Origin of the sequence: Alkalibacillus silvisoli, from assembly GCF_039521975.1 — a bacterium.
Lineage (GTDB): Bacteria > Bacillota > Bacilli > Bacillales > Alkalibacillaceae > Alkalibacillus > Alkalibacillus silvisoli.
Map to the genome: position 1 here is coordinate 305879 of NZ_BAAACZ010000009.1, position 21245 is coordinate 327123.

Sequence of the window (21245 nt, forward strand, 5' to 3'; positions counted from 1 at the left end):
TGTTTGTTTCAAAGATTTTTTCTAAGTTATTCTATTAACGAGTTAATCGTGTTATTCTAATTGTTTAAAATGCTTAACAAAAAAGTAAGGAATTCTTATTAGTGAGCTGTTGACTTTTTAGTTAGATTATGAGTAAAACACTACATATGGATGTTTTATAAAAATAACAATACAATATATTGATTTATTGATTCTGTTTTGATACTGTAATTATAGATTAGATAGAATCGTTATGATATAAAAACATAACGATTCTATCTTACGTGAAGGAGGTAACGTAATGCAAGATATAAAAGATAAACAAATTAATTTGGACATTGCACAATTGAACGAAGACATCAAAGAATTTCCTCACGTGCACCCTATTACACCTGATATGCATACGACACATCAAGGTGTTTCTCGGTTAGTCATGTTAGATCGTTATGCGTTTAAAGATACGGAAAAGAAAACAATTAAAGAGGGTGACTTTGTCGTTTTAACGATTAAAGAAGACCCGAAATTCCCAGCTCGAGGGACTGGATATATTGTTGAACTAAACGGTACTCAGGCGGTTGTAAAAGTGGAAGATGAGTACGTTCATGTACTAGAATCTGAAGAGTCACAAAAGACCGGTTTAATAGAAAGACCACTTAGTGTAATAGATAAACCTCTAGAAATTTATTACGAACAAATCGCACTACGTAATGCGACTGGTTTAGCTGAAGTTGAACAAACCGAAGAAAAGCGCCAAGAGTGGTTCGAGAAGTTTTATCGAGAATTATCAGCATTGAAGTTTGTACCAGCAGGTCGTGTTTTGTATGGTGCAGGGTCGAATACTGATGTTACTTATTTTAATTGTTATGTTATGCCATTTGTTAAAGATTCCCGAGAAGGAATTAGTGATCACCGTAAGCAAGTAATGGAAATTATGTCTCGTGGCGGTGGTGTAGGTACAAATGGATCAACATTAAGACCTCGTAATGCGTTAGCCCGTGGTGTTAATGGTAAATCTTCTGGTTCTGTCTCGTGGTTAGATGATATTGCAAAGCTTACACATTTAGTCGAGCAAGGTGGTTCAAGACGTGGTGCTCAAATGATTATGTTAAATGATTGGCACCCTGATATTATTGAATTTATTATTTCTAAAATGCAAAACCCACGAATCTTAAGGTATTTAATAGAGAATATAGAAGATGAAACGATCCAACAATTGGCTAAAGATAAATTGAATTTTACGCCATTATCGAATTCAGAGTTACAGCTATATCAAGGTATTGCTAATTATAAGCACATTGAAGGATTAGGCGGTTTTACAGAAGAAAACATTCGTGAAGCAGAGCAAAAATTACGAGATGGTGGCACATATAGTGTCCATAATCCAGAATTTTTAACAGGTGCCAATATTTCTGTTTGTATTACAGATGAATTCATGGAAGCTGTTGAGAATGATGATGTTTACGAACTTCGATTCCCAGATGTAGAACATTATTCTGAGGAGGAAATGGCATATTATAACGAACATTGGAGCGAATATGGTGATGTGCGTGAATGGGAGCAATTAGGTTTTTCAACGAGAGTCTATAAACAAATTAAAGCAAAGGAATTATGGAATTTAATTAATATCTGTGCGACTTATTCAGCAGAACCAGGCATTTTCTTTATTGATAATGCAAACAAGGAAACAAATGCTAAAGCCTATGGTCAAAAAGTTGTTGCGACTAATCCTTGCGGCGAACAACCTCTAGCACCGTATTCGGTTTGTAATTTAGCAGCAGTTAATCTAGCGGCAATTGCTGAGGAAGAGTTAAAACAGCCAAATTTTGAAAAGCTAAAGCAAACGGTAGAGGTAGGCGTGCGTATGCAAGACAACGTAATTGATTCAACACCGTATTTCTTGGATGAAAACCGAGAACAAGCTTTAGGAGAACGTCGTGTTGGTTTAGGTGTTATGGGGTTACATGATTTACTTATTTACTGCGAAACAGCGTATGGTACTGCAGAGGGTAATCATTTAGTCGATCAAATATTTGAAGCAATCGCTACAACTGCTTATCGTACGTCGATTGAATTAGCAAAGGAGAAAGGAAGCTTCCCATTCTTAATCGGTGAAACAGATGAAGAGACACAAGTATTACGTGAACAGTTTGTAAACACTGGTTATATGAAGAAGATGCCTGAAGATATTCGAGAAGGTGTCTTAAAGTATGGAATTCGTAATAGCCATTTATTGACTGTTGCACCAACTGGTTCTACGGGTACAATGGTTGGCGTTTCAACAGGATTAGAGCCTTATTTCTCCTTTACGTATTATCGAAGCGGCCGTTTGGGTAAATTTATCGAAGTTAAAGCTGATATAGCACAAGATTACTTTGAAAAGAACCCTCAAGCCGATCAAACTGAGCTACCTGAATGGTTTGTAACTGCTATGGAACTTGAGCCAGAAGCTCACGCGGATACGCAATGTGTCATCCAACGTTGGGTTGATAGTTCAATTTCAAAAACAGTTAATGCACCGAAAGGATATCGTGTTGATCAAGTGGAACAAGTTTATCAACGGTTATACAAAGGTGGAGCAAAGGGTGGTACGGTTTATGTAGATGGAAGCCGTGATACCCAGGTACTAACGTTAAAAGCAGAGGAGAATGGCTTCTCTGAGCAAACAGAATTGTTTGAAGAAGAAGAGCAAAAAGTCGTTTTAATGGATACTGTACAGGAATTAGACAAAACAAATGTTACAATTGGCTCTGAAGTTGGAGATACTTGCCCTGTATGTCGTAAGGGGAATATTGAAGATGTAGGTGGTTGTAATACTTGTACGAATTGCGGTGCACAACTTAAATGTGGACTATAAGGTAAAAGAAAGCGTTAGACTCTTAATAAGTCTAACGCTTTCTATTTTTTATTTCCTTTAATGACTTTTAAGTGAGTTCGTTGGGGTTTACGTCTATTAATTTTCTTTGGTTTTTCGATATGTGAATTGTAACCCATGTTTCGATCAACACTTCCATACTTTTGCTTCGACTGTTGAACGGCTTTTTTATAACTTTGACCTACGCCCCGATTTCGCCCGCGAAAAATTAAAAAATAGTAAACAGCTGCCCCAATTAAAGCTGCGATACCAAGCATCATGAGGATACTTTGAATAAACCCTAAAGGATTGGTCGCTAGTTGACCTAAGATTCCAATAATAGCTAAACCACCAATTACATACAACAGGATTGCGCCTTTCCCTTTTGGCATATTAAACTCCTTTCATAAACTAGATTTAAGACCGTACAAATCTATAATTATCTGATTACATTATACCACGTTTAACCAATTTTATACGCTTCTTAGAATAATTTTAACTGAAATTGAAATATATACACAAATCGAATGAAACTCTATAATTTCGTACAAACTATTGCGTGAAAAGGGGTGTTTAATATGGAAAAGGAAAAACAATCTTCAGTCTTTTTGAAAAGTTTATTTGCTGGATTTGTTGGGGCTATTCTTTTTGGTATAGTTGGTTCCGTTGCTTATTATCTATCTTTTACAGATGTTTCACATGCTTCATTTTTTATAAGGTCGTTTTTTGATGGTGATTGGACGACTGGTTGGATTAGTGAATTAATTAGTGTCATAATACTTGGTCTTATCGGTATAGTACCCGCTCTTATTTATTACCTGTTGTTTAAAAAGCTTCGCGGTATGTATCCGGGGCTACTTTATGGTGTAGCATTGTGGTTTATTGTGTTTGCTTTTTTAAACCCACTATTTTCATATGTACCAGACTTTTTTTCTTTAGATCTTGATACAATTGCAACTACAATGAGCCAATTTATATTATATGGAGTATTTATCGGCTACACAATTTCATATGAACACCACGATCAAAGAGTTATGCGAAAAGTATCACAAAACGGTTAATTATATGATAAACTGATAAGTGGAATGGGATTGAAGGGGAGAATAGGCTTGATGAAAAAGCTATTAGTTTTAAACGGACCTAACTTGAATTTATTAGGTCAGCGAAATGAAGACCAATACGGACAGCAAACCTTACTAGAAATTGAAGATGAATTAAAAGAATACCTTCAACGCTTATCATTTCACTTAGATGCTTTTCAATCCAACCATGAAGGGGAATTAATTGATTGGATTCATAGTGCTAATGAACATTATGAGGGAGTGATTTTCAATCCTGGAGCTTATACTCATACAAGTGTAGCTTTACGTGATGCAATTGAAGCCATCGATATTCCAGTGATTGAAATTCATATCTCCAATATACATAACCGCGAATCCTTCAGACATCATTCCTACATTTCACCTGTTGCTACTGGACAAGTTGTTGGGTTTGGAACGATGGGGTATAAAGTTGCTGCATTTGCTTTAGTAGAAAAATTAAACGAAAGGGAGAGCTGAGATGGAGAAAATTAATCGATTAAGAGAAAAACTTAAAAACCATGACCTTGATGCAATGTTGATTACGAGTGGACAAAACCGACGTTATATGACAGGTTTTACGGGTACTGCAGGGGTTGTCTTACTAACTCATGAAAAAGCGATCTTTATAACTGACTTCCGTTATACAGTTCAAGCGGAAGATCAAGTAGAAGGTTATGAAATTGTTGAACATAAAGGGCCAATCCATCAAGAAGTTTCAGATCAAGTAGAAAAGTTAGGCGTTAAAAGACTAGGTTTTGAAAAGGAACATGTCACCTATCAGACATTCGAAACATATGAAAAAGCACTAAAATGCGAATTTATACCTGTTTCAAGTCTAGTAGAACAGCTTCGTTTAGTGAAGACAGATGCTGAGATTAAAATACTTAAAGAAGCAGCTAAGATTGCTGATGCTGCATTTGAACATATTCAAACAGTTATTAAACCAGGTGTTAAAGAAATTGAGGTATCTAATGAATTAGAGTTCTTTATGAGAAAGCAAGGGGCTGTCTCATCATCATTTGATATCATTGTTGCCTCAGGCTATCGTTCTGCATTACCACACGGTGTTGCCTCAGAGAAAGTCATTGAGTCAGGTGAATTAGTTACATTAGACTTTGGTGCGCTTTATAAAGGATATTGTTCTGACATGACGAGAACTTTTGCGGTTGGTCAAATTAATGATGAGTTAAAAGAAATCTATGATACTGTACTTCAAGCGCAAATTCGTGGTATGGATGGCATTAAAGCTGGTATGACTGGTAAAGAGGCTGATGCTTTAACACGTGATTACATTAAAGAGAAAGGCTTTGGAGAATACTTTGGTCATTCAACAGGACATGGTTTAGGGATGGATGTACATGAAGGGCCATCTTTGTCTTTTAAGAGTGATACAGTCTTAGAGTCAGGTATGGTTGTAACAGTCGAACCAGGGATCTATGTGCCAAATGTTGGAGGTTGCCGTATTGAAGATGATACAGTCGTAACTGAAAATGGTAATGAGCGCCTAACATTCTCAACTAAAGAATTAATCACACTATAGAAATGTTTGTTATAGGAGGAGTAATGATATGATTTCAGTAAACGATTTTAAAACGGGACTAACAATTGAGTTGGAAGGTTCGATCTGGCAAGTAATGGAATTCCAACATGTTAAGCCTGGTAAAGGTTCAGCGTTTGTGCGTTCTAAATTAAGAAATTTAGAAAATGGAAATTTACAAGAGAAGACATTCCGTGCAGGTGAGAAAGTTAATAAAGCACACTTAGAGCGCCGTCAAATGCAATATTTATATGAATCAGGTGAAAACCATACGTTTATGGATATAGAAACATTTGATCAAATTGAAATCCCAGGCAGTAAAATTGAGTACGAATTAAACTTTCTATCAGAAGGTATACAAGTTTATGTCATGATTTATGATGGTGACACATTAGGAATTGAACTTCCTAACAATGTGGAACTAGAAGTGGTAGAAACTGAACCAGGGATTAAAGGTGATACGGCTTCAGGAGGAACTAAGCCAGCGACTTTAGAGACAGGCTATACGGTTCAAGTGCCATTTTTCATTGATAAAGGTGAAAAGCTTGTTGTTAGCACTAGCGAAGGTAAATACGTATCACGTGCTTAATGTACTTACATTAGAAAACTATAGCCCTATGAACAGGCATATGCTTAAGGTCGATACTTTTATAGTGTCGGTCTTTTTTTATGGCTTCAATAATTATACTCAACGTTCATATCAAAACTTTTTCAATCATATAGTAGTGGTAAACAAATGGAGGCATTTAATAGTGGATGAAAAGATTTTGAAATTCTTACCAGATCAATTGGCTCAAATCATTCAGCACCGCTTTAATAGTAAACAGTTAATAGATTTAGAAGAAATTAGACTTCGGGTTGGTAGACAAGCTCAAATGCTTTTTCATGACCGCGAACAAATTATAGATGAATACACATTCAAAAGGGAAGATGCAACTACTTTACTAGCTAAGATTAGTGAGTATTCTGTTTACCGACTAGAAGAGGAGTTAAGAAATGGTTATATCACCATACAAGGCGGTCATAGAATTGGTATTAGTGGCAAAGTCTCGGTTGAAAGTGGACAAGTTAAAGCCGTCACACACGTCTCATCATTTAATATTCGGATCGCCTCAGAAAGGAAAGGTGCAGCTAAACATTTATTAAATCATATTGCTCAAGATCAATTGATGAATACCTTGTTGATTGGACCACCAAAAAGTGGAAAAACAACGATATTAAGAGATTTGATTAGAACAGTTAGTAATGGAGCTGTAACAATTAAACCTTCAAGAGTTGCATTAGTAGATGAACGTGCAGAGATAGCAGCATCCTACAATGGTGTACCTCAACATGATGTTGGAAGAAGGACTGATGTTATGTCTGATTGTCCTAAGGCTGAAGGGATGATGATGATGGTTCGTTCAATGTCTCCTGAGGTATTAGCTGTGGATGAAATCGGACGTGAGGAAGATGTAGTCAGTTTGATGGAAGCGATTCATACTGGTGTTCAAGTCGTCTGTAGTGTACATGGTTATTCAATGGATGACTTAAAACGCAGACCTAACTTACAGCCATTAATAAATGATGAAATTTTTAATCGATATATAGTGTTAAGTCCTCACCCAAAACCTGGGCATGTAATTGGTATATACGATAAAAGTTTTCAGCAATTAACAACCAATGTTAGGAGTATGACTAATGAAGTGGGTCGGAGCCATCATGATTCTGTTCACGTGCACGTGGGTCGGAATCGATATAGCTAAAAATTATGCTAAGAGACCAAAAGAGATTAGAGAGCTATTACAAGCTTTGCAAATAATGGAAGCAGAGATTGTATACGCCCAAGAGCCGATTCACCGAGTTCTTTCATATGTTTCTAAACAGTTATCTCCCCCTGTTACTTATATTTTTTACGATTTAGCCGAGCAGTTGATGCTCGGAGATACGACTTTACAAGTTTTATGGGAACAAATCATTACAAATCAATGGCGAAACACAGCAATGAAATCAAAAGAAAAAGAGATATTAATGCAGTTTGGACAGTCATTAGGACTTCACAATGTTGAGCAACAACAAAAACAAATACAGCTTGCTAAAGTTCATCTACAACATGAGCTTGAAGATGCACAAGAAGAAGAAAAACGATTTTCTGGGATGTTTAGGACATTAGGATTTCTATCAGGTTTGTTATTCGTTTTAATTTTCATTTAAGGGGGCTTTAGTAACATGACCGATATATATTTACTGTTTCAAGTCGCTGGAATAGGAATTATTGTTGCAATGTTAAGCACACTTCTCAAACAAATGGGAAAAGATGATTTATCTCAATGGGTAACATTAATAGGCTTTATTATTGTTTTAGTGATTGTCATTGATTATTTAGCACGCTTATTCCAACAAATCCGATCAGTGTTTTTATTCCAAATGCTAATGTAAAGGGTCGAAAATCATGCCTTTTTTGCAAGTACTTGCTGTCATTATAATAGCGGCCATATTAATTATTGTTGTTAGAGAAAAGAATAGTTCAGTTGGGTTTTTACTTACTTTGCTAACTGGTGCGTTAGTTTTTTTATTTATTTTAACTCAGATTAATGAATTAATGTCTGTGTTTCAACAAGTGACCTCACGTATGAATGTTTCACTCCTTCATCTAGATACCATCTTCAAAGTAATCGGTGTAGCATACATAACAGAATTTGCCTCGCAAGTTTTACGAGATGCGAACCTTAGTTCAGTTGCGATTAAAGTAGAAATCGTAGGTAAATTATTTATTTTACTGATTGCCCTTCCTATTTTCATAACTGTAATAGAAACATTATTGTCCTTTATCCCTCAATAGATTTTGAAGGAGATGTAAAATGGTTAAATTCATAATATCCTTCGTAGTTGTTTGTATCATGCTAAGTTGGAATGGAGATGTCGTTAATGCTGAAGAAATAGATGATGAAATAGTAGAGGATGAAGAGATACAAGAAGAATTTGAAGAGTTGCTTGAGAGTGATGAGCTTGAGCGTCAGTGGCAAGAATTATTGACCGAATACCGAGATTATATGCCTCTTAATCAAACAGATAGCTGGCGAGACATCATTAGTGACGGATCAATCTTTTCACCTTCAGACTGGTTACATGGTATAACCCGTTTTTTTTTAAATGAATGGATTGTAAACGGTAAAACACTAGGGATGCTCATTTTCCTTACTTTGCTGAGTGTCTTATTAAAAGTACTAATTCACTCGTTTGAAAATAAATCCGTTGCAAAAGTGAGTTACTTGGTCATCTTTGGTGTACTTATGACAATTGCCGTAGCAAGTTTTCACCAAGCTGTCACTTACACAATTGACGCCATAGAAGCGATGAGTCACTTTATGATTTCACTATTACCTTTGTTTTTAAGTATGATGGCCGCTTTCGGTAATGTAGCTACCGTTGCGTTTTTTAATCCGTTCATACTCTTTTTTACACAAATTAGTGGTGTGTTCGTTTCTACTATTATTGTTCCTTTGTTCTTTTTATCAGCGATCTTAAACATAGCAACTGAAGTGAATGAAGAGTATAACGTTTCTCAGCTTGCAAATTTATTAAAGCAAGTGGCTTTCATATTAATGGGTGGGTTTCTAACGATCTTTTTAACGGTCATGTCACTTCAAGGTGTCAACACTGCAGCAGCGGATGGTATTGCTGTTCGTGCAGCTAAATTTGTTACGAGTAATTTTATCCCTGTTGTCGGTAGAATGTTTACTGATGCGACAGATACTGTCCTATCTGCTTCATTACTGATTAAAAACACAGTCGGAATCGCAGGTATTGTTGTTATATTAATCATAACCTTATTCCCGGTATTAAAAGTGCTTGTATTAGGTTTGATTTTCCGAGTAGCAGCGGCCTTGTTGCAGCCAGTAGCTGATGGCCCAATTGTTAATATGATTGATGGGATGGGCAAGCATATCCTTTACATTTTATTAGCGTTACTAATGGTATCCATTATGTTTTTCTTCTCGTTAGTAATGCTCGTGATTATTGGGAACATGTCACTCATGATCAGGTAATATATTCTTAAAAAAGTTCTAGAAGTAAAATTAAGAAGGTGCATTAGTCTTATAAATATTCAAACTTATACGTAATAAATATGGACAACCTTCTCATATACTGTATTACTAAACTTACAAACCTATTTACTACATGCAGTAGAAAGGAGGAGGAGGTTGTCATTTTTAATAGATTGGATTTCACAAATCGTTATATTTATATTTTTAGCAACTCTTATATCCCTTCTGATCCCAAAGTCGACCCATGAAAAAATTATAAAAGTTGTTTTTGGAATGATTATTTTTCTATTGTTTTTACATCCGTTAGCAGCTCTATTTCAGGTAGAACCAGAGTCTGTTATAGCAGAATTTGACCTCCCAGACCTATCGATTACCTCAGAAGAAATGGAAACTGAAATTTCTAACAAAAAAAGTGAAATACAAGCCTCATCTGATGCATATATATTAGAACAGCTAGAACAAAGTATAAAAACTTCAATAGAAGAGGAGTTGGTCCAACAATATGGTGTAACGATTCATGATGTTTTCGTAGAATTAGATGATGATTCAGAAGGTAGTGAAGAGTTTGATGAAATGATTGATCAAGTCACTTTTCATCTAACTGAAAATGACGAAGTTCAGGAGGTGGAAGCCGTTCAAATCCCTCTTGAGCAGTCAGAAGATGGAGAAGGCCTAGATCAAATGAAACGGACAATTTCCTCCTTCTTAGGTTTACCTGTCGACTCAATTAATATCGAGTGGGAAGGAGAATAAGTAGTAATGAATTTTAAGTCTCTATTTAAGTTAAAAGATGACATGGACCGTCCTACCAAACGTTCATATATTTTGCTAATAGGGTTAATCGGTCTATTGTTTCTAATTGTCTCCAATATTTTTTCTGGACAATCTGATGAACAAGACCCTTCTTTTGATGATGAGCAGGAAGTCTGGTTAGGAGATGATGAAGAAAGTGAGAGAACCTCAGCAGGGGAAGATGATATAGCAGGATTACAAGAAGAAATGCAAGATGAATTAGCGCGAGCACTTGAAGCGATCTATGGTGTCTCTGATGTGGATGTTGTCTTACAGTTAGATTCTTCTGCTTTACGTGTTTATGAAAAAGACACGGTTGAAGGGTATCAGACGACCGATGAAACAGATCAAAGTGGAGGGAATAGGCAGGTAGAGGATGATACAGTTGAAAAACAAACTGTATTAGTCAGAGATAACAATAGTGAGGAGCCATTACTCGTTCAAACACAAAGTCCTGCTGTTCGAGGAGTATTAATTGTTGCGGAGGGGGTTGATCAAATTCAAATCAAACAGATGGTAATTGAATCAGTATCAAGATTACTGGATGTGTCATCACATCGAATCGCAGTAATGCCAAAAGGTGAGGAGGAATAATATGGTTTTGAAAAAACAAACTGTATGGTTAATAACAATGTTAAGTTTACTTATTGTGTTAAGTGTGTATTATATGACATCGCCGGGTGGTGGAGAAGTTGCATTAATTCCTGATGATGATGAACGTAGTGAACAGCAAGAAGGAGTAGAAGGAGATCCTGGTGAGCAACCAGATGAACCAGGTGAAGGGACAGAAGAAGGAATTGAAGAAGAGATCCTTGATGATATTGATGAAGGAAATGATGAAGGTACAGATGAAGGTACAGATGAAGGAACAGAAGAAAATGAAGCCGATGAAACTTCAGGGTTAGGCGTTGACTTAAATATAGACGAGCTCTCAGCAGATGAATTATTAACGACTATTCGTTTGGAAACAGAAGATACTAGAAGTGAGTTGAAAGAACAATTTTCAGACATTGTAGCGTCGAGCTCATCTTCTACTGAAGAGAAGAATGATGCTATGGAAGAAATGTATGCTTTACAAACTACAGCTCAAAAAGAATCGATCTTAGAACAAATGATTCAACAAGAAAAAGAGTTTCGTGACGTGTTAGTTCGTCGTGACGATGATGTTGTCAATATTACCGTAATCTCGAATGATTTATCTCCAACTGATGCTAATCATTTAATGCAAATGGCAAGAGATGAATTTGGAGATTTAGAAGTAAGAGTTCGTTTACAAGAAGATGAAGCATAATCTTAGACCTCCATATCTAGTAGATATGGAGGTCTTTTACTGTTTACAATAGCTTTAATATTGGTAAGATGGTAATGGTGCGGTTGATTCTTTGTTTGAATAGACGGTTATTTTATATTGTTGTTTATTATTAAGTTGAAGATTAGTATTAATTTATCGTACAATATTATTAGGAATTATTAGTACCTGTTATTAATTTTTAGAAGGAGTGCTAATCAAATGTTAAAAGTACAAGAAATTCGTGAACTGATTAAATTAGTAGATGAATCATCCATTTCAGATTTTAGTTATGAAGCAAACGGAACTAAAGTTTCCATGAAGAAAGAAAATGGTGAAGTGGTTCAAGTTGCAGCGCCTAAAGTAGCTCCAACTGAACCTAAAGTTGAGCCTCAAGTAGAAGAGAAACCTGTTGAATCTAAACAAGAAGAAGTTCAACTAAACGTAGAAGCTAAGGAAACTTCAGCTCAAAATTCTGTTGATTTTGATCATGAAATTGTCTCACCAATGGTTGGTACTTTCTATGAAGCGCCATCACCTGAGGATGATCAGTATGTTCAAGTAGGCGATCATGTTGATCAAAGTACAGTTGTATGTATTGTGGAGGCTATGAAGTTATTTAATGAAATTGAAGCGGAGACGAAAGGTGAAATCGTTGAAGTACTTGTAGATAACGGAGAATTAGTAGAGTACGGACAACCATTATTCCGCGTGAAAAATAAGTAAGGAGGGGATTGTCCGTGATACAAAAAGTACTTATTGCAAATAGAGGAGAAATTGCGGTACGTATTATTCGTGCTTGTAAAGAAATAGGGGTTGAAACTGTTGCGATCTATTCTGAGGCGGACCGAGAATCTTTACACGTTCAAATTGCTGATGAGGCTTATTGTGTAGGTCCAACATTAAGTAAGGATAGTTACTTAAACAAGACTAATATTATGAGTGTTGCAAAGCTTACAAATTGCGATGCAATCCATCCAGGGTATGGGTTCCTCTCTGAAAATGCTGATTTTGCAGAAATGTGTGAAGCATGTAACGTAACGTTTATTGGTCCAACAGCAGATGCAATTTCTAGAATGGGTACTAAAGATGTTGCGCGTGAAACCATGAAAGAAGCTGGTGTGCCGATTGTACCAGGTTCAGATGGTATTATTGAAAGCGAAGAAGAAGGCAAAAAGGTTGCAAGCGATATTGGTTATCCGGTTATCATAAAAGCTACAGCAGGTGGTGGTGGTAAAGGGATTCGCGTTGCAAGGGATGAAGAAGAACTTGTACAAGGAATTCGCGTCACACAAAACGAAGCCGAAACAGCCTTTGGTAACCCAGGTGTATACTTAGAGAAGTATATTGAAGATTTTAGACACGTTGAAATTCAAATCTTAGCTGACCAACACGGTAACACAGTTCATCTAGGTGAGAGGGATTGTACAATTCAGCGTCGTCTTCAAAAGTTAATTGAAGAAACACCTTCTCCAGCTGTTGATGAAGAGTTAAGACAAGAAATGGGAGATGCTGCTGTACGTGCTGCACAGGCGGTTGATTATGTAGGCGCAGGTACGATTGAATTTATTTATGATAAGAATGATTCGCGTTTTTACTTCATGGAGATGAATACACGTATTCAAGTTGAGCACCCAGTAACTGAAATGGTAACAGGCATTGACTTAATTAAAGCACAGCTTAATGTTGCTAATGGAAAGGCATTATCCTTCCATCAAGAAGATATTCAATTTAACGGTTGGTCGATCGAATGCCGTATTAATGCCGAGAATCCATATAAAAACTTTATGCCATCAGCAGGTAAAGTTGAAATGTATTTGCCACCAGGAGGCTTTGGTGTTAGAGTAGATTCTGCAGCTTATACTGGATGGAATATACCACCATATTATGATTCCATGATTGCAAAGCTAATCACTCACGGTAAGACTCGTGAAGAAGCAATTGAAAGAATGAATCGTGCTTTAGATGAATTTGTTATTGAGGGAATTCATTCAACAGTTCCATTCCATAAACGTATGATGAACCACAACGTATTTATTGATGGTGAATTTAATACTAAATTCTTAGATGAGTATAAGGTTATGGAAGATGATAAATAGAGGTGACAAAAATGGATGAAAATCAGTTATTAAATGTTAGTGACGATGATTCATTAGGTCGAGTAGAAATTGCACCTGAAGTAATTGAAGTGATTGCCGGGATTGCAGCTAATGAAGTGAGCGGGGTTGCGAACATGAGAGGTAACATCGCCTCAAATGTAACCGAAAGACTAGGTAAGAAAAAGCACGGTAAAGGTGTAAAAGTAGAGCTTAAAGAAGACGGAATTGAAATTGAAATTTATACTGTATTAGATTACGGAGTGTCGATCCCTAAAGTAGCTGAGAAAATACAAGATAGTATCCGTACGACATTAAAAAATATGACGGCCTTAGAAATTGTAGAAATTAATGTTCATGTCGTTGGAGTACAAATCGAAGAAAAATCTCAAGAATCAAAATCAGATAAATAAACTGAAAAGTCTAACTCATGTCTAAGGTGTATGGTGTGAGTTAGACTTTTTTACTTACAATTTAGATAAATTAGTTAGAGTTAGTGTTGTCATTGTTCCCTTTGGGTAAAACGTAGTAATTTACAATCATAAGAACAGCCTTTAATATAGCTCTTTCATAAAATAATATTTTTTATTTATTTCTTCATTCATGATAAACTTACAGTGTAACATAATAGCGGTATACCAATTGTTAGAAGGAGAAAACGAAATGAGCAGGAGACATAGTCGAGAAACAGCTTTTCAAGTTTTATTTCAAATAGATATTAATAAAGAAGCAAAGCATGACGACTTATTTAAAGTGATGGATGGAGATATAAGTGTCTTTGCTATACAAATCATAAAAGGTGTCATTGAGAAAAAGAAAGAATTAGATCAAATAATTGAAGAGAATTTAGAGAACTGGAGTATATCACGCATAGGAGCAGTTGAAAAAACATTACTCCGTATCGCAGTCTATGAGATGAAACACGTTGAAGAAACACCATATAAAGTAGCAGTCAATGAGGCTGTTGAATTAGCCAAGCGTTTCCATGACGAACAATCAGGCAAGTTTATAAATGGTGTCTTATCTAAGATTACACGTAGTTAGAAGGTGAGAGGTCATGAATACGAAGGTTATGTATGGAAGCACGGTTGCTCGGCATATTCGCACAGATCTAGAAGGTACAGTTTTAAAATTAAAGGAAAAGGAAATAACTCCAAAACTTACCGTGATCATTATTGGTGACAACCCTGCTTCAGAAACGTATGTTAGAATGAAGAAAAAAGCAGCAGAAAAAATTGGTATACAATCAACAATACTTGAGCTACCAAGTGATACTACAGAGCAATATTTGTTAAGTATCATTCAGGATTTAAATCAAGACCTTTCAACTCACGGAATACTCGTTCAACTCCCTTTACCAGACCATATTAATGAAAAGAAAGTATTAGATGCTGTTTCACCCGATAAAGACGTAGATGGGTTTCATCCTATTAATGTTGGCCGTCTATCCATTTCTCAAGAGGCTTTCTACCCTTGTACCCCTTTAGGGATTATGAAGTTGTTGGATTTTTATGGGGTTCAGATGAAGCGTAAGCATGTAGTGGTAATTGGACGTAGTAACATAGTTGGTAAACCAATTGGTCAAATGCTACTTAATGAAGATGCTACAGTGACTTATTGTCATTCAAAAACGGAAGATTTATTTGAATACACTAAACAAGCAGATATATTAATTGTAGCTGTTGGTAAAGCACATTTAATTACTAAAGAAGCTGTTAAAAAAGGTGCTGTTGTTGTAGATGTTGGTAATACTTTCTTAGATTCGGGTAAAGTAGTTGGCGATGTTGTTTTTGACAATTTATTGGGTCATGCAAGTCATATCACACCTGTACCAAAAGGTGTTGGTCCTATGACGATTACGATGCTTCTTTACAATACAATTGAAGCTGCAAAACGATTAGGTTAAAGGAGAACTTCTAAATATGAAGCAACAATATTTAACTGTTACTGCTTTAACAAAATATATAAAAAAGAAATTTGAAATTGACCGCCATCTAAAAGGTGTATGGCTACAAGGTGAAATTTCAAACTTTAATCATCATTCACGAGGCCATATGTATTTTACTATTAAGGATGAACAAGCGCGAATTTCGGCTGTCATGTTTTCTTCTCATAATAGAACATTAACTTTTAAACCAGAAAATGGTATGAAAGTTCTGCTTCATGGTGATATTAGTGTTTATGAACGAAATGGACAATATCAATTATATGTCAATAAAATGGAGCCGGATGGACTTGGTTCATTGTATATGGCTTATGAACAATTAAAGAAAAAGCTTGAAACTGAAGGGTTATTTGACCAAGCAAGAAAGCAAACGGTCCTGAAGTTTCCTTTGAAGATTGGAATTGTGACTTCACCGACTGGAGCAGCGGTACGTGATATTTTAACAACGTTAACCCGTCGATACCCACATGCTCGACGTGTCGTTATTCCTGTATCGGTACAAGGGGACCTTGCCTCAAAGTCAATTGCAGATGGGATTGAAAAAGCTAATGAACAAGGTGGTTTTGATACCCTTATAGTTGGTCGCGGGGGTGGTTCGATTGAAGAGCTTTGGGCTTTCAACGAAGAGGTGGTAGCTCGTGCTATAAGCCAATCAACAATTCCTGTTATATCTGCTGTAGGTCATGAAACAGACCTTACGATTAGTGATTTGGTTGCAGATTTACGAGCCCCAACACCCACAGCAGCTGCTGAATTAGCCGTCCCTTCTTTAGAGGAACTACATAAACAGGTTCAGGTTTCAACTCATCGCTTGAATCATCAAATGAAGCAACAATTAAATGAACAATTTGAAAAGCTGAAGTCAATTAAAAATGCTTATGCCTTTAAATACCCAGTTCATTTAACGAGACAAAAAGAACAAGATTTAGATCGTGTTGTACTACAATTAAATAAAAATATTAAACAAGCAGTTGACAATAAAAGCCAGCGATTAGTTAAATCACATAATCAGTTAATCGCGTATTCACCAAGACAACTAATTAATGAAAAACACAAACAAAGAGTGCATTCAGAGGAACGGTTAACACACTTTATTAAAAATATTTATCAACATAAGTTCAATGCATTTGAAACGCAGCTTGAAAAGCTTTCCATATTAAACCCTTTAGAAACGATGAAAAGAGGGTATTCTATTACTTACAACCAAAATGGTGAAATTATTAAATCTACAGAAGACTTATCAGTTGGCCAAGACGTAAAAGTTTCATTAGTTGATGGTAAAGTTCACTGTCACGTTCAAAGTGTCGAAGAAAGGGATGAGTAGCATGGAAAAAGAAAACCTAAACTTTGAACAAGCTATGGAAAAGTTAGAAAACATAGTAGATCAACTAGAACAAGGAGATGTTCCTTTAGAACAAGCAATTCAATATTATAAAGAGGGTATGAAGCTCTCAAAGGTATGCCATGACAAGTTGAAGAACGTTGAAAATGAAATGGCTGAAATATTAAACGATCAAGGAGAAACAGAACCTTTTACAGTGGAGGAAGAGTCGTAGTGAACAATTTGTCTTTTGAACAAAAGCAACAATGGGTAAATGAACAACTCATTCATAAAGCTGAACAGTTAAATTTGCCAAAACCATTAAGAGAGGCCGTTTTTTATTCGATTAATTCTGGCGGTAAAAGGCTAAGGCCAGTTTTGATGGTGGCTGCATATGGGACATTTTCAAATGATTATGAACGAATCGTTGATATGGTTGTTGCATTAGAGATGGTTCATACGTATTCACTTATACATGATGACTTGCCGGCAATGGATGATGATGATTTAAGGCGTGGACAACCTACTATACATAGGCAATTTGACGAAGCTACTGCTATCTTAGTTGGTGATGGTTTGTTAACATACGCTTTTCAAATTATCTCGACCTCATCAAAACTCGAAGCAGAAGAAAAGGTCTACTCCATATCTGAATTAAGTAAAGCAAGTGGTTTTGAAGGGATGATTGCAGGTCAATACATGGACTTAAAGGGTGAAGGTGAAGACTTAACTGTAGAACAGCTAAGTCGTATCCATAGAAGAAAAACTGGGGAATTGATTCGTACTGCAGTGAAAGTTGGAGCCTATTTAGGTGGCGCTACCCCTCCACAGATTGAGTCTTTAGACGAGTATGCAAGTCACCTAGGTTTAATTTTTCAAGTGCAAGATGATATTCTAGATGTAACAGGTGATGAAGATGAAATTGGTAAACCTGTTGGTAGTGATGCATCGTTAGATAAAAGCACATATCCGCGCTTATTAGGCTTAAAAGGCGCGATAAATAAGCGAGATGAGTATATGGCATTAGCAAATCAAGCGTTAAAAGATGCTCATGTAGAAAATTCTCAATTAAAAGACTTTATTAGATTGTTTGGCAATCGCAGTCATTAGCGGTTTAATCAATTGTTAGTAAGAAGCGAATGTGTTAAAATAGAAATTACGCAAGGGGTGGTACAGTATTCTAGTCGGTCCCCCACTTCTGAAGGCGGGCCTAAAAATCCGCCAAAGGGCACATCGATGAAGTTCCTGGTGTTGGCTTGAGGCGCCCAGCCTTGGGTCGATGCTGGGAGTTAAGGTTTTAGGGCGATCCACAATGGCATGTGGGCGTTGACCCTACTTCCGTGGAGGCCCATCTTTGTGCTTCATTAATCGCATTTAATGAGGTATGAAATGGGGTATGAACCTGCATGATACCGAGGAATTCGCTATCTGCAGCGTAGCCTGCCTTGAGTGGCGTTTAGGGGATTGCAATTCATATGTGTTCAATTGTATGGCCAACAATCAGCACATTTAACGTTGCATGAAATAGATTCTGCAAAAGAGGCTAGGAAGTGGTTAAAGACTGTCGAGGAAAACTCCTAGACTGTTCAGCCGACATTTAAATGGGATTATAGTGCGGTCTAAGTGGTAATCCAGTCTAGCTTTCGGTAACGGAGCTAAGGTCGTTTTAAAGGGGAACCACCGTAGTGGCAACACACGGTAGCGACTTGGGAAAACCTACTGGACCTAAGCCGCAATTTTTACCTTTTAAATGACCACCCCTGCACGTACATATGATTTTAAACTAAGGTTACAATACATTCTGAGGTCATATCATGATCAAAATAATAAAAGAATCTTTTAAATTTTGTTTAAGTATTGCCGTTATCACCTTGGTGTTAGCGGCCATTTTTTCAATTATATCTAATTCCATTTTAAGTGGCGTGGGATGGCTCTTAGGTATGTTGATTGTATTGATGATTGTATTAATAGGTGTACTATCGGACATGTTGGGGATTGCAGCAACAGCAGCTAATGAAACACCATTTCACTCAATGGCATCTGAGAAAGTTTATGGGGCTAAAAATTCCATAAGAATTGTTCGAAATGCTGATAAGTTTGCGACATTTTGTAATGATGTCATTGGTGATATTGCGGGTGTTATTAGTGGTACCGCATCTACTTTAGTCGTTTTTCAACTTGCGACATCTTTAGCAAATGGACAAGCTGGTACATACCAATTTACAATATCGATTATTTTTACAAGTGTTGTGGCAGCTTTAACAGTGGGTGGTAAAGCTATGGGTAAGGCAGTTGCAGTAAGAGCATCTACTGAGTTAGTTCTCTTTGCAGGAAAGTTAACTACATTTATCGAAGAGAATCTACGTATACGCGTATTACCATCACATAAACAAAAAAAATAGTGAAATTAATGATAAAGGTGAGTGGTCCGGTATGGATCTTAAAGACATTAAACATCCATCTCAAATTAAAGACTTATCAGTTGAGGAGTTAAGGAGTTTAAGTGAGGATATTCGTTCGTTTTTAATTGAAAACTTATCAAAAACAGGTGGACACCTAGGCCCAAACCTAGGTGTAATTGAGCTGACGCTAGTTTTACATCAAGCTTTTGACAGCCCGAAAGATAAGTTTTTATGGGATGTGGGACATCAAGCTTATGTGCATAAAATGCTTACCGGTCGAACAAGTGATTTTGATACGCTAAGACAGTATCAAGGTTTGTGTGGTTTCCCTAAGATGAATGAAAGTGAGCATGACGTTTGGGAAACTGGACATAGCTCTACTTCACTATCAGCAGCTATGGGAATGGCGATCGCACGTGATGTTAAACAAGAAGATAACTATGTTGTACCCATTATCGGTGATGGTGCTTTAACAGGTGGTATGGCCTTAGAAGCATTAAATCATATCGGACATGAAAAAAAAGATATGATTGTAATTTTAAATGACAATGAAATGTCGATTGCTCCAAATGTAGGTGCATTACACAACGTTTTAGGTCGTCTAAGAAGCGGGCAACGTTATAATTGGATTAAAGATGAATTAGAAGTTCTATTAAAGAAAATACCATCAGTAGGTGGGAAGATTGCCAATACTGCCGAGCGGATTAAAGACAGTATGAAGTATTTAGTTGTCCCTGGCATGTTTTTTGAGGAATTAGGTTTTACTTATTATGGACCTGTAGATGGCCATGACTTTGATGATTTATTCAAATCAATTGACTACGCTAAGAAAACAGAAGGACCTATTTTAATTCATGTTTTAACAACGAAAGGTAAAGGTTATCAGCCAGCTGAAAGTGATAAAGTAGGTACATGGCATGGTGTTGGACCATATAAAATTGAATCGGGTGAATCACTCAAGAAAAGTTCTGGTGGTCCTGGCTGGAGTAAAGTCGTTAGTGACACATTAATGCAAGTAGCAGAACAAGATGAAAAAGTTGTTGCGGTTACTCCAGCGATGACAGTCGGTTCAAAATTAGAAGATTTCAAGGCTAAGTTCCCAAATCGATTATTTGATGTTGGAATTGCAGAACAACATGCAACGACTGTTGCAGGTGGATTAGCAACTCAAGGTATGAAGCCGTTTTTATCAATATATTCAACATTTCTTCAAAGAGGGTTTGATCAAGTCGTTCATGATGTATGTAGGCAAAACCTAAATGTAGCCTTTGGTATAGATCGTGCAGGTTTAGTAGGTGCAGATGGTGAAACACACCAAGGCGTATTTGACATCTCATTTTTAAGACATTTACCTAATATGACAATCATGATGCCTAAAGATGCTCATGAATGCCAAGACATGGTTTATACGTCATTGAATTATGAGGAAGGCCCGATTGCTGTTCGCTACCCAAGAGGTAATGCAAATGAAACTCCTAAACCAGGTCAGTTCGAAATGGTGCCAATAGGAACATGGGAAGTATTAAAAGAAGGTAACGATTTAGTTATCTTAACTTTTGGGACAATGATTGATAAGGCAATGGAAGCAGCTTCACAGCTCGAAAAAGAAGATTTATCTATTCGAGTTGTCAATGCACGTTTTATTAAACCACTCGATTATGACATGTTACGGTCTATTGTTAATGAACAATTACCTATTTTGACTGTTGAAGAACATGCTCTTCAAGGTGGCTTTGGTAGTGCTGTGTTAGAATTTTTTGAAGAAGATAAATTAGTCCACCCTTATATGAGACGAATGGGAATACCTGATCGTTTTATTGAACATGGAAGTGTTGATGACTTGCTTCAAGAAGTCGGCTTGACAGTAGATCATATAAAAAATGAAGTCAAAGAAATGGCACCAACTAAAGAGAAAAGGGCATAG

24 protein-coding genes are annotated in these 21245 nt (G+C 36.5%); 23 read left to right on the top strand and 1 reads right to left on the bottom strand.

Features of this window, described 5'->3' with window-relative positions; genetic code table 11:
- The first annotated feature begins 280 nt into the window (after window positions 1-280).
- Complete coding sequence (locus ABDZ63_RS05745) at window positions 281-2833, top strand: vitamin B12-dependent ribonucleotide reductase (RefSeq protein WP_343782350.1); 2553 nt, start codon at window positions 281-283, stop codon at window positions 2831-2833.
- 41 nt (window positions 2834-2874) lie between these two features.
- Here the strand turns inward: ABDZ63_RS05745 and ABDZ63_RS05750 are convergent, their stop codons facing one another.
- Entirely contained in the window at window positions 2875-3222 is a 348-nt protein-coding gene (locus ABDZ63_RS05750; RefSeq protein ID WP_343782351.1) for an SA1362 family protein, read from the bottom strand.
- A 186-nt stretch (window positions 3223-3408) separates the two neighbouring features.
- On the opposite strand from ABDZ63_RS05750, the gene ABDZ63_RS05755 reads away from it, so the two are divergent.
- The 22 genes from ABDZ63_RS05755 to dxs all read left to right on the top strand — a co-directional run bounded on the left by ABDZ63_RS05755 (window position 3409) and on the right by dxs (window position 21245).
- Window positions 3409-3891 carry a YqhR family membrane protein gene (locus ABDZ63_RS05755; RefSeq protein ID WP_343782352.1) on the top strand — a complete coding sequence of 161 codons (483 nt, stop codon included), beginning with the start codon at window positions 3409-3411 and terminating at the stop codon, window positions 3889-3891.
- A gap of 51 nt (window positions 3892-3942) precedes the next feature.
- Entirely contained in the window at window positions 3943-4389 is a 447-nt protein-coding gene (aroQ, locus tag ABDZ63_RS05760) for a type II 3-dehydroquinate dehydratase (protein WP_343782353.1), read from the top strand.
- 1 nt (window position 4390) lies between these two features.
- Entirely contained in the window at window positions 4391-5452 is a 1062-nt protein-coding gene (locus ABDZ63_RS05765) for a M24 family metallopeptidase (RefSeq protein ID WP_343782355.1), read from the top strand.
- A 28-nt stretch (window positions 5453-5480) separates the two neighbouring features.
- Window positions 5481-6038 (top strand): elongation factor P, encoded by a 558-nt coding sequence (gene efp / locus ABDZ63_RS05770; RefSeq protein ID WP_343782357.1) that lies wholly within the window; start codon window positions 5481-5483, stop codon window positions 6036-6038.
- A 163-nt stretch (window positions 6039-6201) separates the two neighbouring features.
- Window positions 6202-7194 carry a stage III sporulation protein AA gene (gene spoIIIAA / locus ABDZ63_RS05775; protein ID WP_343782358.1) on the top strand — a complete coding sequence of 331 codons (993 nt, stop codon included), beginning with the start codon at window positions 6202-6204 and terminating at the stop codon, window positions 7192-7194.
- The gene (spoIIIAB, locus tag ABDZ63_RS05780; RefSeq protein WP_343782359.1) at window positions 7130-7642 is read left to right on the top strand and encodes a stage III sporulation protein SpoIIIAB; all 513 of its coding nucleotides are present in this window, start codon (window positions 7130-7132) and stop codon (window positions 7640-7642) included. The genes spoIIIAA and spoIIIAB overlap by 65 nt, the downstream gene beginning before the upstream one ends.
- A 15-nt stretch (window positions 7643-7657) precedes the next feature.
- The gene (gene spoIIIAC, locus ABDZ63_RS05785) at window positions 7658-7867 is read left to right on the top strand and encodes a stage III sporulation protein AC (protein ID WP_343782360.1); all 210 of its coding nucleotides are present in this window, start codon (window positions 7658-7660) and stop codon (window positions 7865-7867) included.
- A 13-nt stretch (window positions 7868-7880) separates the two neighbouring features.
- Window positions 7881-8270: a stage III sporulation protein AD gene (gene spoIIIAD / locus ABDZ63_RS05790; RefSeq protein WP_343782362.1), complete on the top strand. Its 390-nt coding sequence runs from the start codon at window positions 7881-7883 to the stop codon at window positions 8268-8270.
- Between the two features lie 19 nt (window positions 8271-8289).
- Complete coding sequence (spoIIIAE, locus tag ABDZ63_RS05795; RefSeq protein WP_343782363.1) at window positions 8290-9477, top strand: stage III sporulation protein AE; 1188 nt, start codon at window positions 8290-8292, stop codon at window positions 9475-9477.
- Window positions 9478-9633: 156 nt separating this feature from the next.
- Window positions 9634-10230 (top strand): stage III sporulation protein AF, encoded by a 597-nt coding sequence (gene spoIIIAF, locus ABDZ63_RS05800; RefSeq protein ID WP_343782364.1) that lies wholly within the window; start codon window positions 9634-9636, stop codon window positions 10228-10230.
- A gap of 6 nt (window positions 10231-10236) precedes the next feature.
- Entirely contained in the window at window positions 10237-10863 is a 627-nt protein-coding gene (gene spoIIIAG, locus ABDZ63_RS05805) for a stage III sporulation protein AG (RefSeq protein ID WP_343782366.1), read from the top strand.
- Window position 10864: 1 nt separating this feature from the next.
- Window positions 10865-11560 carry a SpoIIIAH-like family protein gene (locus ABDZ63_RS05810; RefSeq protein ID WP_343782367.1) on the top strand — a complete coding sequence of 232 codons (696 nt, stop codon included), beginning with the start codon at window positions 10865-10867 and terminating at the stop codon, window positions 11558-11560.
- A gap of 219 nt (window positions 11561-11779) precedes the next feature.
- Window positions 11780-12283, top strand: coding sequence for an acetyl-CoA carboxylase biotin carboxyl carrier protein (accB, locus tag ABDZ63_RS05815; RefSeq protein WP_343782369.1), 504 nt, complete (start codon window positions 11780-11782; stop codon window positions 12281-12283).
- Between the two features lie 14 nt (window positions 12284-12297).
- Complete coding sequence (gene accC, locus ABDZ63_RS05820; protein ID WP_343782370.1) at window positions 12298-13656, top strand: acetyl-CoA carboxylase biotin carboxylase subunit; 1359 nt, start codon at window positions 12298-12300, stop codon at window positions 13654-13656.
- Between the two features lie 11 nt (window positions 13657-13667).
- Window positions 13668-14066: an Asp23/Gls24 family envelope stress response protein gene (locus tag ABDZ63_RS05825; protein WP_343782372.1), complete on the top strand. Its 399-nt coding sequence runs from the start codon at window positions 13668-13670 to the stop codon at window positions 14064-14066.
- A 250-nt stretch (window positions 14067-14316) separates the two neighbouring features.
- Window positions 14317-14697, top strand: a complete 381-nt coding sequence (gene nusB, locus ABDZ63_RS05830; RefSeq protein WP_343782373.1) for a transcription antitermination factor NusB — start codon at window positions 14317-14319, stop codon at window positions 14695-14697.
- A gap of 13 nt (window positions 14698-14710) precedes the next feature.
- Complete coding sequence (locus tag ABDZ63_RS05835; protein WP_343782376.1) at window positions 14711-15559, top strand: bifunctional 5,10-methylenetetrahydrofolate dehydrogenase/5,10-methenyltetrahydrofolate cyclohydrolase; 849 nt, start codon at window positions 14711-14713, stop codon at window positions 15557-15559.
- Window positions 15560-15575: 16 nt separating this feature from the next.
- Window positions 15576-16922, top strand: coding sequence for an exodeoxyribonuclease VII large subunit (gene xseA, locus ABDZ63_RS05840; RefSeq protein ID WP_343782377.1), 1347 nt, complete (start codon window positions 15576-15578; stop codon window positions 16920-16922).
- 1 nt (window position 16923) lies between these two features.
- The gene (locus tag ABDZ63_RS05845; protein WP_343782378.1) at window positions 16924-17154 is read left to right on the top strand and encodes an exodeoxyribonuclease VII small subunit; all 231 of its coding nucleotides are present in this window, start codon (window positions 16924-16926) and stop codon (window positions 17152-17154) included.
- Window positions 17154-18029: a polyprenyl synthetase family protein gene (locus ABDZ63_RS05850; protein WP_343782379.1), complete on the top strand. Its 876-nt coding sequence runs from the start codon at window positions 17154-17156 to the stop codon at window positions 18027-18029. Before ABDZ63_RS05845 ends, ABDZ63_RS05850 begins: the two co-directional genes overlap by 1 nt.
- Before the next feature lie 830 nt (window positions 18030-18859).
- On the top strand, window positions 18860-19321 hold the full coding sequence (locus ABDZ63_RS05855) for a hypothetical protein (protein WP_343782380.1): 462 nt from the start codon (window positions 18860-18862) through the stop codon (window positions 19319-19321).
- 31 nt (window positions 19322-19352) lie between these two features.
- The gene (gene dxs / locus ABDZ63_RS05860) at window positions 19353-21245 is read left to right on the top strand and encodes a 1-deoxy-D-xylulose-5-phosphate synthase (RefSeq protein ID WP_343782381.1); all 1893 of its coding nucleotides are present in this window, start codon (window positions 19353-19355) and stop codon (window positions 21243-21245) included.

What these genes read in the sequence shown, in the direction of transcription:
- ABDZ63_RS05745 (WP_343782350.1), top strand. Translation starts at nt 281, where the DNA reads ATGCAAGATATAAAAGATAAACAAATTAATTTGGACATTGCACAATTG.
- ABDZ63_RS05750 (WP_343782351.1), bottom strand. Translation starts at nt 3,222, where the DNA reads ATGCCAAAAGGGAAAGGCGCAATCCTGTTGTATGTAATTGGTGGTTTA.
- ABDZ63_RS05755 (WP_343782352.1), top strand. Translation starts at nt 3,409, where the DNA reads ATGGAAAAGGAAAAACAATCTTCAGTCTTTTTGAAAAGTTTATTTGCT.
- aroQ (WP_343782353.1), top strand. Translation starts at nt 3,943, where the DNA reads ATGAAAAAGCTATTAGTTTTAAACGGACCTAACTTGAATTTATTAGGT.
- ABDZ63_RS05765 (WP_343782355.1), top strand. Translation starts at nt 4,391, where the DNA reads ATGGAGAAAATTAATCGATTAAGAGAAAAACTTAAAAACCATGACCTT.
- efp (WP_343782357.1), top strand. Translation starts at nt 5,481, where the DNA reads ATGATTTCAGTAAACGATTTTAAAACGGGACTAACAATTGAGTTGGAA.
- spoIIIAB (WP_343782359.1), top strand. Translation starts at nt 7,130, where the DNA reads ATGAAGTGGGTCGGAGCCATCATGATTCTGTTCACGTGCACGTGGGTC.
- spoIIIAC (WP_343782360.1), top strand. Translation starts at nt 7,658, where the DNA reads ATGACCGATATATATTTACTGTTTCAAGTCGCTGGAATAGGAATTATT.
- spoIIIAD (WP_343782362.1), top strand. Translation starts at nt 7,881, where the DNA reads ATGCCTTTTTTGCAAGTACTTGCTGTCATTATAATAGCGGCCATATTA.
- spoIIIAE (WP_343782363.1), top strand. Translation starts at nt 8,290, where the DNA reads ATGGTTAAATTCATAATATCCTTCGTAGTTGTTTGTATCATGCTAAGT.
- spoIIIAG (WP_343782366.1), top strand. Translation starts at nt 10,237, where the DNA reads ATGAATTTTAAGTCTCTATTTAAGTTAAAAGATGACATGGACCGTCCT.
- ABDZ63_RS05810 (WP_343782367.1), top strand. Translation starts at nt 10,865, where the DNA reads ATGGTTTTGAAAAAACAAACTGTATGGTTAATAACAATGTTAAGTTTA.
- accB (WP_343782369.1), top strand. Translation starts at nt 11,780, where the DNA reads ATGTTAAAAGTACAAGAAATTCGTGAACTGATTAAATTAGTAGATGAA.
- ABDZ63_RS05825 (WP_343782372.1), top strand. Translation starts at nt 13,668, where the DNA reads ATGGATGAAAATCAGTTATTAAATGTTAGTGACGATGATTCATTAGGT.
- nusB (WP_343782373.1), top strand. Translation starts at nt 14,317, where the DNA reads ATGAGCAGGAGACATAGTCGAGAAACAGCTTTTCAAGTTTTATTTCAA.
- ABDZ63_RS05835 (WP_343782376.1), top strand. Translation starts at nt 14,711, where the DNA reads ATGAATACGAAGGTTATGTATGGAAGCACGGTTGCTCGGCATATTCGC.
- xseA (WP_343782377.1), top strand. Translation starts at nt 15,576, where the DNA reads ATGAAGCAACAATATTTAACTGTTACTGCTTTAACAAAATATATAAAA.
- ABDZ63_RS05845 (WP_343782378.1), top strand. Translation starts at nt 16,924, where the DNA reads ATGGAAAAAGAAAACCTAAACTTTGAACAAGCTATGGAAAAGTTAGAA.
- ABDZ63_RS05855 (WP_343782380.1), top strand. Translation starts at nt 18,860, where the DNA reads ATGTTGATTGTATTGATGATTGTATTAATAGGTGTACTATCGGACATG.
- dxs (WP_343782381.1), top strand. Translation starts at nt 19,353, where the DNA reads ATGGATCTTAAAGACATTAAACATCCATCTCAAATTAAAGACTTATCA.